This window comes from Pseudomonas pharyngis, assembly GCF_021602345.1.
Classification (GTDB): Bacteria; Pseudomonadota; Gammaproteobacteria; order Pseudomonadales; family Pseudomonadaceae; genus Aquipseudomonas; species Aquipseudomonas pharyngis.
In genome coordinates, this window is the sequence record NZ_BQID01000004.1 from 126,384 (window position 1) to 139,631 (window position 13,248).

Consider the following 13,248-nt stretch of genomic DNA (forward strand, 5'->3'; position numbering starts at 1 on the left):
CAGTGATGGTCAGGAGGCAGCGGCATGTCTGTCATCGAACTGCGCGTCGCCCGGCGCGACGAACTGGAAACCCTTGAAAACCTGATGCAGTTCTACACTTATGACTTCAGCGAGTGGCTGCCGCTGAAGCTCGGCGGGCATGGGTTCTTCCCGATCCAGTTGAAAGACGATTACTGGCGCCAGCCGGCGACCCGGCCATTCCTGATCCACGTCGACGGCGAACTGGCGGGGTTCGTGACCGTGGATGACCACCTCCTCATCGAAGGCGCCGACTACAACATCGGCTACTTCTTCGTCAGCCGACGCTGGCGTGGCCAAGGCGTCGCGCAGTTTGTCGCCTCTGCCCTCTTGAGCCACCTGCCCGGTCGATGGCAGATTTTCCACGTCGACGCCAACCTGCCTGCACAGCGGCTCTGGGCCCGGCTCATCCCCGAGCTGAGCGGCGGCGACTTTACCCGCCAGACAAAAAACGTGGACGGCTATCCCTGCACGTTCTACTGCCTGCGCAGCCTTACTCCCACTGCCTGAAGCCCCCCTTTTTTCATTCCAGAATGACTTTGTCCGACAATATGTAGTGACAAAAAATAATCACTACAAAACCGTTGACGGCATCGTTTTGCTTTTGCATGATGCAGACGTCTCCCCGATCGGGAGCACTGGCAACACGCTTGAGCAAGCTCGTCTGACCGCCGAGCTGTTTTTTCCGGATACACGCTGCCCACAAGGCAGATTGAAGAAGCTGACCTGGCCTGAACGTCCAGTACAAGGACGAGAAGCGCTGGCGAAAATTCTCAAGACGCTTGTGGTCGACCCTGAAAACGTCGTCAAGGAGCCTCCCGGTTTTCGCTGCTTCTCCTCGTTGTGACGCTTTTGCGTAGCAGTTATTCAACACGACTACATGCAACAGACGCATGACCCCGTACTTCACACGGGCGACCGCTGACGTCCTGGTTTCGGTGCCAGGGATCAACTAACCGATGGGCTACCTGTATTAGCGAATCAACTTTGAAAGATCACCAGACTGGTCAAGGGGCAATATGATGAATCTGAACAATCAACCTACTATCGAAGAACTGGCTCGTATGTTCGCTGCGCAAAAAGACAGCCACGACAGCCATATTCTGTGGATCAGCAAGTCGGGTCAGGTCCATATCGACTGCCTGTCGCCCCATGCTGGTGAAGAAGAGTTCGACCGGAACAACCAGAACCTGCTGGCCCGCTTGAAGATGTACCGCCGCGGCCACGGCTATGTCGGCAAGAAAGCCGCGGCCGACAAGGACTTCATCGGTAATGTTCTGCAAACGCTGAAACAGGCGTGGGACTCGATGCAGAACAAGAACGAAGTTCGGGTGATTGATCGGTTCTGCTAAGTTAAAACTTCAATAAAACAAGAGCCTGCTTCGAAGACGAAGCAGGCTCTTTTTATTGCTCGCAAAAAAAGCTCATGAACGAGTTTCCAGCACCAACTTCATAAACGCCTCAGCCGCCGCACTGTGATAGTTGTTCTTGCGCCGCAACAACGCCGCTCCCCGCTGCGGCGCTTCGCTCTCGACCCGCAACCTGCGCAACGCCCGGTCCTCGGTCGCAATCGCCTCGGGCAGCATGGTCGCAATCGGCGCATGCCGGATCACTTCCAGCAACGTGCTCACCGAATTCACCTCGATCTGCACCTTGGGGGTGATGCCGTTCTGGCGGAAGTATTCATCGATCGACAGGCGCGTGAAAAAATCCGGCGCCAGCAAGGCGAAATCCAGCTGCGCGATGTCCTCCGGCGTCAGCACCGAAGCGCTGTCATACAACGGATGTTCACGCCCGACCATCACCCCCAACGTCTCGACAAACGCCGGAATGCACTCAATGTCCGGATTGCGCACTGGCGTGAAGGCAATCGCAATATCCAGCGAGTCATCCGCCAGCCCGGCCTCGATGTCATCCATCGACAACTCGAAAATCTCCAGGTGAATCCCCGGATACCGCGCCACGTAGTCGCGCACCAACGGCCCGACCAGGTACGCCATGAACGTCGGCGTCATGGCCAGGCGCAGCGAGCCTCGGGACAGATCCTTCACGTCATGCAACGCGCGCTTGCCCGCCTCCAGCTCCACCAGCACCCGTCGCGCGCATTCGATATAGGCCTGTCCGGCGTCCGTAGGTTTGACCGAGCGCGAGGTGCGATCAAACAGATCGACACCGAGGCTTTCTTCCAGTTGGCGGATCTGTTGCGACAAGGTCGGCTGCGACACATGCAACGCCTCGGCAGCCCGGGTAAAGCCGCCGTGATCGGCCACGGCCAGCAGGTATCGCAAATGTCGCAGCAGCATGGAACGCTCCATCTATAGGCATTACTTATGCTTGGCATTGTATATCGGTCTTGGACGCTATGGATCAATCGGCAGAAGATGAATCCACACAACAAGCCAACCCCGAAAGGAGAAGCACCATGCAATCCCAAGCCTACAACGACAGCCGCATCGCCCTGACCACCCGCGCCCTGGATGCCAAGGCACAGAAAAACCTGTCGTGGCAGGATCTGGCCGACGGCACTGGCCTGAGCCTGGCCTACGTCACCGCCGCCCTCCTCGGCCAGCATCCACTGCCGAAAGCCGCGGCCGAAGTGGTCGGTGACAAGCTTGAGCTGAGCGCCGAAGACGTCGCCGCCCTGCAAATCATCCCGCTGCGCGGCAGCCTCGACGGTGTGCCGACCGACCCGACCATTTACCGCTTCCACGAGATGATCCAGATCTACGGCACCACCCTGAAGGCGCTGGTTCACGAGCAGTTCGGCGACGGCATCATCAGCGCGATCAACTTCAAGCTCGACATCAAGAAAGTCGAAGACCCTGAAGGCGGCTCCCGCGCCGTAGTCACCCTCGACGGCAAGTTCCTCCCGCTGCGTCCGTTCTGATCCCTCCCGGGCCCGCACCCCGCGTGCGGGCCCATCCAAACCTGATTTGCCAAGTCATCACCACATCTGTCTGGAGGCTGCCCCATGCAAAAAATTCTGTTGACCCTGGCCCTGCTCGCCGGCCTCGCCGCCCAGGCCCAGGCTGATGAAGAGGCCGTCGCCTACCGCTACGGCATGTCGCTGGACATCGCGCAAGTCGTGAGCATCACCCCGGTCGCCGACGTCTGCGGCGTGGTGCCGGTCGAAATGACTTACCTCGACAGCCACGGCGCAAAACACATTCTTCAATACAGCGAATTCGGCACCGGCTGTTCGAACTGAGAGGACACACCATGAAAAACCTGATCGAAGGCTTCCTGAAGTTCCAGAACGAAGCGTTTCCACAACGCACCGAACTGTTCAAACACCTGGCGACTACCCAAACCCCGGGCACGCTGTTTATCACTTGCTCCGACAGCCGCGTCGTCCCGGAACTGCTGACCCAGCAAGAGCCCGGCGAGCTGTTCGTGATCCGCAACGCCGGCAATATCGTGCCGTCCTACAGCCCGCATCCGGGCGGGGTTTCGGCGACGGTGGAATACGCGGTGGCCGTGCTCGGCGTAACCGACATCGTGATCTGCGGCCACTCCGATTGCGGCGCCATGACCGCCATCGCCCAGTGCAAATGCATGGATCACCTGCCCGCCGTCAGCGGCTGGCTGCAACACGCCGAGTCGGCGAAAGTGGTCAACGAATCGCGGCCACACGCCAATGACGCCGCCAGGCTGAGTTCGATGGTGCGGGAAAACGTGATCGCGCAACTGGCGAATATCCAGACTCACCCGAGCGTGCGCCTGGCTCAGGAGAAAGGCCTGCTGAATCTGCATGGCTGGGTGTACGACATCGAGACCGGCTCGATCGACGCACTGAGTGCCGACCGTCGCACCTTTGTCTCGCTGGCCGAGCAACCGTCGACGTGCGCGGTCTACGGTCAGGCAGTCGATGCGGCTTGAAAACACAACGCCGCGCCCGTCATTGCGACGGGCGCGGCGTTGTTCTGTTCAGCGTTTAACGCCCAGATCGATCTGCGTCATGCGGCTGCGTACGGTGAACACGCCGTCACCCGAGAGGATCGCGCTGCGGGCAAACAGGCGGCCGCTTTCCCAGTTCGAAAGCCCCAGTTCCGGCTTGTTCAGCGCGTACTGGCCATCGACCCAACGGGTGATCCCGTTGCCCACGAACGGCGCGTTGACCGCGCTGTAGAAACGTTCCTGAACCGCCGCGTCTTCGCTGATCAGCGACACGGTGAATTGTGGGCTGTAGCGATTGAACAGCGCGATGGCCTGATCCAGGTCGTCGACGATCATCAGGCTGGTTTCCGGGGTTTCTTCCCATTCCCACTCGCGGCCCAGTCGGGCTTCCGACAGCGGTTCGGCCAGCGCTTCGGTCTGGTAACCCTCGGCGCGATAGACCTCGACCGTCGCGTTCTGCCAGTCGCTCGGCAGGTAGCTTTCGCTGCCTTCGACGATATGCAATTTGCAGCCCTGACCACGCGCGGTGCCGGCCTGCTGCAAGGCGTCGAGGAACAGCGGCACCAGTTCGGCAGCACGGTCGCGCTGGATCAGGCAGACGTTCAACGTGTTGCAGACTTTGCGATCCAGCGAATTGCGCACCACGGCGGCGAAGCGTTTGGCATCGGCATCGCGATCAGCAATCAGCCACGCGCCACCAGTGCCGTGCAGGCTGACGGCGGTGCCGGCCTGCTGGGCGATGCTGCCCAACTGGCTGACCGCACGCCCCGAACCACGAGCCACCGCCAGCGACAGACGCCGGTCGGCGAACATCGCCCAACCGGCGGCGTGGTTGACGCTCTCCACCAGCGACACCGCGCCCGCCGGCAGACCGGCATCGGCCAGCGCCGGGTTCAGGGCGTGAGTGACGATCGCTTGTGCGGTGCCCAACGCATCGCTGCCAATGCGCAGCACGGCGGTGTTGCCGGTGCGCAGTACGCCCGCGGCGTCGGCGAAGACGTTTGGCCGACCTTCGAACACGAACGCGACGATGCCCAGCGGCGACACTACCTGCTCGACCTTCCAGCCGTCATGTTCGACGCTGCTGATCACCTTGCCACGGGTGGCCGGCGCATCACGCCAGGCCCGCAGACCGGCGATCATGTCGCGGCGCATGCGCTCGTCGGCGAGCAAGCGGGTGGTGGAGCGACCGCGCGCCTTGGCCCGTTCGATGTCGGCGAGGTTGGCGGTTTCGATCAGTGCCCAGGCGTCAGGGTTTTCCAGGCGTTGGGCAAACAGATCAAAGAAGCGGCTGATGGCTTCATCCGGCACAGCGGACAACGCGGTAAACGCCGCCGCTGCACGCTCGATCGCCACCGAGGCTGCCTGCTGATCCGCCACCGGAATCAGCAACAGCTCGCCGCTCACCTGCTCCACCAAAAGGTGGTCGCCGGGGCGGAAACGCTCGGCCAGTTCGGGGCTGACCACGGTGACGCGGTTACCGGCGAAAGGGATAGGCGTGCCAGCGACGAGACGTTCGAGCGCGAGAGACATGGAGCGGATTCACCATATTGAGGGCGGCCGGAAAATGTATAGGTTGGCCTCCCTCAAAGCAACACGGCCTCAGAACACCGACCAGCCAATCCGCGAGCTGAGCATTTCCAGCGCCGCCATCCCCGCCAGCGAATTGCCCGCCGTGTTCAACTCAGGCGACCACACGCACACCGTGAACTGCCCCGGCACCACCGCGACGATGCCGCCACCGACGCCGCTCTTGCCCGGCAGACCAACGCGGTAGGCGAAGTTGCCCGCCTCGTCGTACAGGCCGCTGGTGGCCATGATCGAGTTGACTTGCTGGGTCTGGCGGCGAGTAAGAATCTGCTCGCCGCTGTGTTTGCAGAAGCCGTCGTTGGCCAGGAAACAAAAGGCCCGGGCCAGGTCGATGCAGCTCATGCGCAACGCGCAGTGGCTGAAGTAGCTGCGCAGCACCGCTTCAACGTCGTTGTGGAAATTGCCGAAGGATTGCATCAGGTACGCCATCGCCGCGTTGCGCGCGCGGTGCTGGTATTCGGAGTCAGCAACCTTGCCGTCAACCATCACCTGCGGGTTGCCCGACAGCCGTCGCACGAAGTCGCGCATCGACAACGCCGGTGCGGCAAAGCGCGACTGGTTGATGTCGCAGATCACCAGCGCCCCGGCATTGATGAACGGATTGCGCGGACGGCCGCGTTCGAATTCCAGCTGCACCAGCGAGTTGAACGGCTGGCCGGACGGCTCGTGGCCCAGACGCTCCCAGATCGCCTCGCCGGAATGTTCGATGGCCTGCACCAGGCTGAATACCTTGGAAATACTCTGCACCGAGAACGGCGTCTCGGCGTCGCCGGCGCAATACATCTCGCCGTCGTTGCCATACACGGCGATGCCCAGTTGATTGGCCGGCACGGTGCCGAGGGCGGGAATGTAGTCAGCCACCTTGCCCTGCCCGATCAGGGGCCGGACAGCGTCAAGGATCTCGTTCAACAGCGCTTGCATGCCGGGCTCCGAAGTCTCGCCCCATGGGATTGCGGGGACACCGTGGCTAGACGCTGCGCCCGGCAATCGAATCACAACGGCGCTGTGTATCGCAGTGTGTACGGCCCGACGCCCGACACATCCCGCGCACAAATCCGGCCCTTTGCGACACATCCGCGATACAGCCTGACGCTCAAATACGCCTGTCGATCGGCAACCCCGATCAAGCCTTTGAACTCACCTATCGCATCGGAGATACATCATGACCAAGCGCTCGAAAACCTCCCTGACCCTCGGCCTCCTGCTTGCCGGTGGCCTGGCCCTGTCCAACGCGGCTTCGGCTTCCGAAGCGTTCAGCGTCAAGCAACTGGATCACGGCTACAGCCAGGCCCAGGCCAAGGCCGACACCGCGGAAAAAACCTCGGAAGGCAAATGCGGCGAAGGCAAGTGCGGCGCCGGCGAATAACCCTTTTCACGGGGCACGTCGGTGCCCCGTTTTCTTTTGAATGAATGGAGCCTTCCCATGACCACAGCTCTCTCGTCGGCCGTCAAAGGCCTGCACTGGAACCTCGACCGCGCCGGCCAGTGGCTCGCGCCGCTGACCTTGCGCCTGTTCATCGCCTGGGAGTTTTTCGAATCGGGGCTGGAGAAATTCAACGGCCAGAACTGGTTCGAAGACATTCAGGAGCGGTTCCCGTTTCCCTTCGACCACTTGCCGGCCACGCTGAACTGGGAACTGTCGATGTGGGCAGAGCTGATCTGCGCGCTGGCGATCCTGATCGGATTCGGCACGCGGATTTCGGCGATTTCGCTGATTGTCGTGACCGTCGTCGCCACCGCTGCCGTGCACTGGCCGGCGGACTGGTCATCGTTGAGTGAACTGGCCCAAGGTTATGCGATCACCAACAAGGGCTTCGGCAACTTCAAGCTGCCGGCGATTTATTTGGCTGCGCTGCTGCCGCTGGTGTTTACCGGGGCCGGCAAGTTGAGCGTGGATGCGTGGCTGGCGCGGTTTTTCTGGAAACACGCCAGCCACTGAGGATCAATGCGCCCGGTCCAGCCCGGCCAGCAACGCACTGTCCCGGCTGTAGATGTCCGGTGCGTAGAGCACACGCCCCTGGCCGTCGACCTGTGCCGTCCAGTAAGTCATGAGGATCGGCACCGGATTGCTCAGGCGGAATTCATGGGTGGTGCCGGTGGCGAGCAAGGTGTCGGTGCGCGCCCTCTCCGCCGGGCTGAGCAGCAAATCGCGCAGCTTCATCGGATGCTCGACCCGCACGCAGCCGGAGCTGAACGCCCGTGGCCCCTTGTCGAACAGCGCCTTGCTCGGCGTGTCGTGCAGGTACACCGAAAACGGGTTGGGGAACCGAATGACCATTTGCCCCAGCGGGTTGCGTGGCCCGGCGTCCTGACGCAGGAGGATGTTGCCGGGGTTGTCCCAGTCGATGTCGGCGGCGGCCAGCGGCTGGCCGTTGGCGTCGAGCACTTGCAGGTTCTGGCGGCTGAGGAAGGTCTGATCCTTGCGGATTTCCGGCAGCTTGTCTTCCTTCCAGATGGTCGGCGGCACGGTCCAGGTCGGGTTCAGCGTCAGGCGCGTGACCCGGGATTTGAGCAGCGGGGTCTGGCGTTCGGCGCGCCCGACCTGGGTGCGGGTCTGCCACACCGGCAGGCCGCCCTGATAAAGCGTCAGCTCGGCCGCGGCGACGTTGACCAACAGACCATCCGGCTCCATGTCCTGGGCCATCCAGCGGAAACGTTCTAGGTTGACCCGCAACTGTTCACGGCGAGTCAGCGGACTGATGTTGAGTTCGGCAATCGTTCCCGGCCCGACCACCCCGTCGGCCTGCAACGAATGGTTGGCCTGAAAACGCTTCACCGCCTCCACCAATACGCCGTGATAAGCGTTGTCCGGCGTGCCGACCACACTGCTCAGATAACCTTCGCTGTAGAGCCGGCGGGCCAGTTCCGGCACGCGTTTGTCTTCCATGTCCGGACGCAGCAACGGCCCATTGCCCACCGACGTCCACTGAGGCAGGGCTTGCAGGCGCTGCGCGGCATACAGATGACGCAGGTTCTGGTACTGCGCCAACTGCGGCCGGGCCAGATCGAAGGCGGCGGGAACGTTGTGCACGCCCGGCACGGCGATCGCCAGCAATTCGGCCTGCCGGTCGCGTGGCGTTTCGTCGGAATGCCACAGCGGTTCGAAGTGCGATTGCAACAGGCGGCCGTAATGCAAATCCTGCAGGGCTTGCAGGTAATAGCGGCTGATCTCGATATCGGCGCACAGTTCGCCGTCCTGCGGGGCAGTGAGCGCTACCGGATAGCGTTTCGGGTTCAGGCCATCGTCGGCCAACAGCTGCAATTGCGCATGCAAGGCCGGCAATTGCCCGCCATCGGCCCACACTGGCAGCCAGTCCTGCTGCTGGTAGAACGCGCGCAACTGATCCAGCGACGGGCCGCTGAGGCTGGTGCCGATCGTCGGGCACGCCTGGGGCAGGCTGATCAGCGCAGCCTGCAACGGGCTCTGCGGTTCGATGGGCATTTCCGTCGGCACGGGCGGCAGCGTCGGAAGTTCCGGCAACGGTTCCTCGGCGCAAGCGACAAACGGCGCAGCGAGCAAACAAATGCTCAAGTAGCATGCGTACTTTTTGAACAACTGCTTTACTCCAATCCATGGCCGTCTTGATTGACGGTCAACCTTACCTCAGGTGCGGTGCACAGTCAGGCCCGATTCGCGGGCTTGCCGGGAACGACTGGACGTCAGGAGCCTAAGTGCCAAACAAGTAGCAAGTGGAGACTCACTTTAAATGTTGACGTTTTTGCGCCGACTTCTGCTGACTGCCACCGCCCTTGGCGTGCTGACCAGCCCAGCCTTTGCCGCCGGCACCTCTTCGCCGGTTCTCTACACCAGCCTCGCGCACGCCGCTCCGGAACTCAATCCCCAGGCGCTGAAAGGTGCCTTGAGCGCCATGCAATGTGCGATCAACAACGGCGCGAAGCAGTCTCGTCATCTGGCGATCATCGACTATTCGCAGCCGTCCACCGAGCGCCGGTTGTGGATCTTCGACCTGACCCGGAAAAAACTGGTGCTGCGCGATCTGGTCGCCCACGGCTCGAACTCCGGGGAAAATTTCGCCACCCGGTTCTCCAACCGTGAAGGCAGTTTCCAGTCCAGCCTCGGCCTGTTCCGGACCCAGGAAAGTTACCAGGGCACCCACGGTTACTCGCTGCGCATGGACGGTCTGGAACCGGGCATCAACGACATGGCCCGCGACCGCGCCATCGTGATCCATGCCGCCGACTACGTGAACCCGTTCTGGAGCAAACGTACCGGCCGCTTGGGCCGCAGCCAGGGTTGCCCGGCGGTGCGACCGCAGGTTGCCAAACGGGTGATCGACAGCCTGAAGAACGGCCAATTCATGTTCTCCTGGTACCCGGATCAGCAGTGGCTGAAATCCTCGCCGTACCTCAACTGCCAGCCACAACAGATCGCGAGCATTCTCAGCACTCACGCCAGCTGAATACTCTGTGGGAGTGCGCTGGCTCCCACAGGTTCGGTTTATTACAGATTTGTCATCGAGTTGTCGGTTTGCCGAGCGGATCGCCCGGTAGCTTGAAGTTGTCCCGGCCAGAACGCCGATCAACTTCAACGATTCGAGTGACTCATCATGAAAACCCTGATCCTCGCCTTCACCGCCCTCCTCGCTACCGGTTCCGTGTTCGCCGCACCTGCGCCGGACGCTGCCGTCATTCATGACAAAACCGGCTTCTTCGTGCACCTGGATGTCGACAAAGTCCTCTCCAGCACCGATATTTCCCAGGCCTGCGGCGTGATCCCCGCGCAGCTCGACTACCTCGACCACCAGGGCCGTGAACATGTGCTGGACTATCAAGTGCAAGGCAGCGGCTGCACCAACGACCATTGAGGCGCAGTAGCCATGAATATCCTTGTTGTCGAAGACGAACCGAAGGCCGGCAATTACTTGCTCAACGGCCTGCAGGAACTGGGCTACAGCGTGAGCCTGGCCCGGGACGGCGCCGACGGTCTGCACCTGGCGCTGGAGTTCGACTTCGACGTGATCGTGCTGGACGTGATGATGCCGAAAATGGATGGCTGGGAAGTGCTGCGCCGGCTGCGCAAGGAAACCGACACGCCGGTGCTGTTCCTGACTGCCCGCGACGACATCGCCGACCGGGTCAAAGGCCTGGAACTAGGCGCCGACGATTACCTGATCAAGCCGTTTTCCTTCGCCGAACTGGTGGCGCGCCTGCGCACCCTGACCCGGCGCGGGCCGATCCATGAAGATGAGCAATTGCAGGTGGCCGATCTGCAGATCGACGTGCTCAAGCGTCGGGTCAGCCGCGCCGGCAACCGGATCACCCTGACCAACAAGGAATTCGCCCTGCTGCAACTGTTCGCCACCCACACAGGGCAAGTGCTGTCGCGCTCGCTGATCGCCTCGCGAGTGTGGGACATGAATTTCGACAGCGACACCAACGTGGTCGATGTCGCCGTGCGCCGCCTGCGGGCGAAAATCGACGATCCGTTCCCGCTCAAGCTGATCCACAGCGTGCGCGGCATCGGCTACCGCTTCGATACCCAGCCATGAAAGTCGCCGGCACGTATTCCCTGACCTTGCGCCTGGCGCTGGTCTTCGCCGTGCTTGCCTTCGCCGCTCTGGCAGGCCTGGGCGCGGCACTGTACAACCAGCTGGAAGCAGCTCTGATTCGCCGCGACGACATCCAGTTGGTCAGTCGCGTCGATCAGTTGCGCACCTTCCTCAACGACAGCAACACCCTGGAGCTGATCAAGAACAAGCCGGCGCTGTTTCAGAACATGCTCGGCAACCGCGAAGCCTTGCTGACCATCGGCGCCCCCGGCCAGCCGCCGCTGCTGGTGGTCAACCCCGGCAACCTCGCCACCCCGAACTTGCCCGCCGTACCGATCGATCATCCGATGGCCCTGAGCGATGTACAGCACTTGCCGAGCGTCGACGGTGTGCCGTTTTCGGCGGTGGCGGCGACCATCGACTCGGGCGATCTGGGCAACCTGCAGGTGCTCACCGGACGCCTGATGACCGAGCGCACGGCAATGCTCGCCAATTACCGGCTCAGCGTGTACGGCCTCGCTTCATTGGCAGCGATTGTGCTGGCGCTGGTCGGCTGCCTGCTGGTGTATCGCGGTTTACTGCCATTGCGGCGGATTGCCCGGCATGCCCACGGGATCGGCATCGCCAACCTCGGCGAACGCCTCGACCGCCACGGCACGCCCCGGGAATTGCAGCCGATGATCGAAGCGTTCAACGCGATGCTTGACCGGCTCGACCGAGGGGTTGCGCAACTGAGCCAGGTCTCCACCGACATGGCCCACGAACTGCGCACGCCGATCAACAACCTGCTCGGCGAAACCCAGGTCGCCCTGCAACAGAACCGCAGCGTCGACGCCTATCAACAGTTGCTCGCCTCCAACGTCGAAGAACTCGAACGGCTGGCGCGGATGCTCGACAACATGCTGTTTCTCGCCCGCACCGACCCGGCCAGCGCGCTGAGTCAGCGTCAGGAACTGGACGCCGGTGATGAGATGCAACGCATTGCCGATTACTTCGAAGGGCTGGCCGCCGATGTCGGCGTCACCATCGAGGCCAGTGGCAGCGGTGTGATCTGGGCAGAGCCGATGCTGCTGCGCCGAGCGCTGGCCAATCTGTGCGCCAATGCGATCAAGTACGGCGCGGCGGATTCGACGTTGCAGGTCGAGGCCGTGGCTGAAGCGGACGGCAGTTATCTGCGGGTACGCAATCAGGGCGCGACCATTCCTGCCGAACACCTGTCGCGGCTGTTCGAACGCTTCTACCGCGTCGATCCGTCCCGCGAGCGCTCGGCCCAATCCAACGGGCTGGGCCTGTCGATTGTGGCGACCATCATGCAATTGCATCAGGGCCGCTACAGCGTCAGCAGCGCCGACGGGATCACCTGCTTTGAACTGTTCTTTCCGGCCCGACAACCCCGCGACTGATTTCGCCAAAGTGTCCCTGTGGGAGCGAACTGCTTGCGAATGCGTTGGGTCAGGCACTGATGAAACTGGCTGACCGGGCGTTAACGCGAGCAGGCTCGCTCCTACTAGGGAAATGGCGGCGCCATTGTGTGCGGGAAGTCTGCGCCTAACGCGCATCCCCGCCTGCGGGTTTGTAGAACAGGAATTTCCTGGTCTCGGCGGTCTTTCTGTATTCCTTGGCCCAGCTCGGATGAACGTTGCGGTCGTGGAAATACAGCGCGCCGCGGGTGCGGTCGGTGAGCTGGCGGTTCAGGGCCTTGCCGGCGATTTCCTTGGCCAGCGCGTATTCGGCGTCCTCCTTGACCTGATCCGGACGCCCGTCGCACCACCAGGAAAACTGGCAACTCCTGGTTTCCGAGCCCTGCTTGACCACCTCGCAGACCGTGCCCGGAAAGCCGTCATGCCCGAGACGGTTCATCACCACACTGGCCACGCCTTCCATGTCGGCGGTGTCCTTGCCCTTGGCTTCCCAATAGATACTGCGTGCCAGACAGGTGATCGGATCGTCCAGCGGCGCAGCGCCGGCGGGGTCGACCGCCTGGGCTTCGGTCGGGGTGATGGCTTCGGATTTGGGTGCCGGGGGCGCGTCGGGTTTGTCGGCCGCTTTCTCTTCCAGTACTTCGGCTTTCGCTTCGGCCTTTTCCTTGATCGGCACCTGATCGGTGGCCAGTGCCGTACCACTCAACAGGGTCAACGCAAGACAGCAAAGCAAACCGTTCAATCCCATGATCATTCTTCCGGCAGGGCCCGCTGCGGGCAAAGTGTTACGTGGTTGAGACGCCCGGTTTCCG

At 62.1% G+C, this 13,248-nt stretch carries 17 protein-coding genes; 11 read left to right on the forward strand and 6 right to left on the reverse strand.

Annotated elements, in window-relative coordinates:
- The first annotated feature begins 24 nt into the window (after window positions 1–24).
- Complete coding sequence (locus L6D74_RS10350) at window positions 25–528, forward strand: GNAT family N-acetyltransferase (protein ID WP_236189040.1); 504 nt, start codon at window positions 25–27, stop codon at window positions 526–528.
- 13 nt (window positions 529–541) lie between these two features.
- Here L6D74_RS10350 and L6D74_RS10355 read toward each other — a convergent pair whose 3' ends face one another.
- On the reverse strand, window positions 542–913 hold the full coding sequence (locus L6D74_RS10355) for a hypothetical protein (protein ID WP_236189041.1): 372 nt from the start codon (window positions 911–913) through the stop codon (window positions 542–544).
- A gap of 127 nt (window positions 914–1,040) precedes the next feature.
- Here L6D74_RS10355 and L6D74_RS10360 point away from each other — a divergent pair, with 127 nt between their 5' ends.
- Window positions 1,041–1,370 carry a hypothetical protein gene (locus tag L6D74_RS10360; protein ID WP_047293552.1) on the forward strand — a complete coding sequence of 110 codons (330 nt, stop codon included), beginning with the start codon at window positions 1,041–1,043 and terminating at the stop codon, window positions 1,368–1,370.
- A gap of 72 nt (window positions 1,371–1,442) precedes the next feature.
- Here the strand turns inward: L6D74_RS10360 and cynR are convergent, their stop codons facing one another.
- Window positions 1,443–2,321 (reverse strand): transcriptional regulator CynR, encoded by an 879-nt coding sequence (cynR, locus tag L6D74_RS10365; RefSeq protein ID WP_236189042.1) that lies wholly within the window; start codon window positions 2,319–2,321, stop codon window positions 1,443–1,445.
- Window positions 2,322–2,440: 119 nt separating this feature from the next.
- Between cynR and cynS the strand changes: the two genes are divergently transcribed.
- The 3 genes from cynS to L6D74_RS10380 all read left to right on the forward strand — a co-directional run bounded on the left by cynS (window position 2,441) and on the right by L6D74_RS10380 (window position 3,897).
- Entirely contained in the window at window positions 2,441–2,905 is a 465-nt protein-coding gene (gene cynS, locus L6D74_RS10370; protein ID WP_011334741.1) for a cyanase, read from the forward strand.
- Window positions 2,906–2,989: 84 nt separating this feature from the next.
- Window positions 2,990–3,226, forward strand: coding sequence for a DUF2790 domain-containing protein (locus tag L6D74_RS10375; RefSeq protein ID WP_064597472.1), 237 nt, complete (start codon window positions 2,990–2,992; stop codon window positions 3,224–3,226).
- Window positions 3,227–3,237: 11 nt separating this feature from the next.
- Complete coding sequence (locus L6D74_RS10380; RefSeq protein ID WP_039767103.1) at window positions 3,238–3,897, forward strand: carbonic anhydrase; 660 nt, start codon at window positions 3,238–3,240, stop codon at window positions 3,895–3,897.
- Window positions 3,898–3,945: 48 nt separating this feature from the next.
- On the opposite strand, the gene L6D74_RS10385 is transcribed toward L6D74_RS10380, so the two are convergent.
- Window positions 3,946–5,448, reverse strand: a complete 1,503-nt coding sequence (locus tag L6D74_RS10385; RefSeq protein WP_236189046.1) for an aldehyde dehydrogenase family protein — start codon at window positions 5,446–5,448, stop codon at window positions 3,946–3,948.
- A gap of 69 nt (window positions 5,449–5,517) precedes the next feature.
- Window positions 5,518–6,426, reverse strand: coding sequence for a glutaminase B (glsB, locus tag L6D74_RS10390; RefSeq protein WP_102687036.1), 909 nt, complete (start codon window positions 6,424–6,426; stop codon window positions 5,518–5,520).
- Between the two features lie 241 nt (window positions 6,427–6,667).
- On the opposite strand from glsB, the gene L6D74_RS10395 reads away from it, so the two are divergent.
- Both L6D74_RS10395 and L6D74_RS10400 read left to right on the forward strand, forming a co-directional pair.
- Window positions 6,668–6,871 carry an HvfA family oxazolone/thioamide-modified RiPP metallophore gene (locus L6D74_RS10395; protein ID WP_064597478.1) on the forward strand — a complete coding sequence of 68 codons (204 nt, stop codon included), beginning with the start codon at window positions 6,668–6,670 and terminating at the stop codon, window positions 6,869–6,871.
- A gap of 57 nt (window positions 6,872–6,928) precedes the next feature.
- Window positions 6,929–7,444, forward strand: coding sequence for an HvfX family Cu-binding RiPP maturation protein (locus L6D74_RS10400; RefSeq protein ID WP_064597480.1), 516 nt, complete (start codon window positions 6,929–6,931; stop codon window positions 7,442–7,444).
- Window positions 7,445–7,447: 3 nt separating this feature from the next.
- Here the strand turns inward: L6D74_RS10400 and L6D74_RS10405 are convergent, their stop codons facing one another.
- The gene (locus tag L6D74_RS10405) at window positions 7,448–9,061 is read right to left on the reverse strand and encodes a L,D-transpeptidase family protein (protein WP_236189049.1); all 1,614 of its coding nucleotides are present in this window, start codon (window positions 9,059–9,061) and stop codon (window positions 7,448–7,450) included.
- Window positions 9,062–9,212: 151 nt separating this feature from the next.
- Here L6D74_RS10405 and L6D74_RS10410 point away from each other — a divergent pair, with 151 nt between their 5' ends.
- The 4 genes from L6D74_RS10410 (at window position 9,213) to L6D74_RS10425 (ending at window position 12,418) form a co-directional block, all read left to right on the forward strand.
- Window positions 9,213–9,926, forward strand: coding sequence for a murein L,D-transpeptidase catalytic domain family protein (locus tag L6D74_RS10410; protein ID WP_064597485.1), 714 nt, complete (start codon window positions 9,213–9,215; stop codon window positions 9,924–9,926).
- A 147-nt stretch (window positions 9,927–10,073) separates the two neighbouring features.
- Window positions 10,074–10,331, forward strand: a complete 258-nt coding sequence (locus L6D74_RS10415) for a DUF2790 domain-containing protein (protein WP_064597487.1) — start codon at window positions 10,074–10,076, stop codon at window positions 10,329–10,331.
- Window positions 10,332–10,343: 12 nt separating this feature from the next.
- The gene (locus tag L6D74_RS10420; RefSeq protein WP_236189051.1) at window positions 10,344–11,015 is read left to right on the forward strand and encodes a heavy metal response regulator transcription factor; all 672 of its coding nucleotides are present in this window, start codon (window positions 10,344–10,346) and stop codon (window positions 11,013–11,015) included.
- Entirely contained in the window at window positions 11,012–12,418 is a 1,407-nt protein-coding gene (locus L6D74_RS10425; RefSeq protein WP_236189052.1) for a heavy metal sensor histidine kinase, read from the forward strand. The genes L6D74_RS10420 and L6D74_RS10425 overlap by 4 nt, the downstream gene beginning before the upstream one ends.
- Before the next feature lie 145 nt (window positions 12,419–12,563).
- On the opposite strand, the gene L6D74_RS10430 is transcribed toward L6D74_RS10425, so the two are convergent.
- Complete coding sequence (locus tag L6D74_RS10430) at window positions 12,564–13,184, reverse strand: cell wall hydrolase (RefSeq protein ID WP_236189054.1); 621 nt, start codon at window positions 13,182–13,184, stop codon at window positions 12,564–12,566.
- Window positions 13,185–13,248 lie beyond the last annotated feature (64 nt).

Excerpts from the sequence above, each read along its gene's own strand:
- L6D74_RS10350 (WP_236189040.1), top strand. The coding sequence starts at position 25 with ATGTCTGTCATCGAACTGCGCGTCGCCCGGCGCGACGAACTGGAAACC.
- L6D74_RS10355 (WP_236189041.1), bottom strand. The coding sequence starts at position 913 with ATGCGTCTGTTGCATGTAGTCGTGTTGAATAACTGCTACGCAAAAGCG.
- L6D74_RS10360 (WP_047293552.1), top strand. The coding sequence starts at position 1,041 with ATGAATCTGAACAATCAACCTACTATCGAAGAACTGGCTCGTATGTTC.
- cynR (WP_236189042.1), bottom strand. The coding sequence starts at position 2,321 with ATGCTGCTGCGACATTTGCGATACCTGCTGGCCGTGGCCGATCACGGC.
- cynS (WP_011334741.1), top strand. The coding sequence starts at position 2,441 with ATGCAATCCCAAGCCTACAACGACAGCCGCATCGCCCTGACCACCCGC.
- L6D74_RS10375 (WP_064597472.1), top strand. The coding sequence starts at position 2,990 with ATGCAAAAAATTCTGTTGACCCTGGCCCTGCTCGCCGGCCTCGCCGCC.
- L6D74_RS10380 (WP_039767103.1), top strand. The coding sequence starts at position 3,238 with ATGAAAAACCTGATCGAAGGCTTCCTGAAGTTCCAGAACGAAGCGTTT.
- L6D74_RS10385 (WP_236189046.1), bottom strand. The coding sequence starts at position 5,448 with ATGTCTCTCGCGCTCGAACGTCTCGTCGCTGGCACGCCTATCCCTTTC.
- glsB (WP_102687036.1), bottom strand. The coding sequence starts at position 6,426 with ATGCAAGCGCTGTTGAACGAGATCCTTGACGCTGTCCGGCCCCTGATC.
- L6D74_RS10395 (WP_064597478.1), top strand. The coding sequence starts at position 6,668 with ATGACCAAGCGCTCGAAAACCTCCCTGACCCTCGGCCTCCTGCTTGCC.
- L6D74_RS10400 (WP_064597480.1), top strand. The coding sequence starts at position 6,929 with ATGACCACAGCTCTCTCGTCGGCCGTCAAAGGCCTGCACTGGAACCTC.
- L6D74_RS10410 (WP_064597485.1), top strand. The coding sequence starts at position 9,213 with ATGTTGACGTTTTTGCGCCGACTTCTGCTGACTGCCACCGCCCTTGGC.
- L6D74_RS10415 (WP_064597487.1), top strand. The coding sequence starts at position 10,074 with ATGAAAACCCTGATCCTCGCCTTCACCGCCCTCCTCGCTACCGGTTCC.
- L6D74_RS10420 (WP_236189051.1), top strand. The coding sequence starts at position 10,344 with ATGAATATCCTTGTTGTCGAAGACGAACCGAAGGCCGGCAATTACTTG.
- L6D74_RS10425 (WP_236189052.1), top strand. The coding sequence starts at position 11,012 with ATGAAAGTCGCCGGCACGTATTCCCTGACCTTGCGCCTGGCGCTGGTC.
- L6D74_RS10430 (WP_236189054.1), bottom strand. The coding sequence starts at position 13,184 with ATGGGATTGAACGGTTTGCTTTGCTGTCTTGCGTTGACCCTGTTGAGT.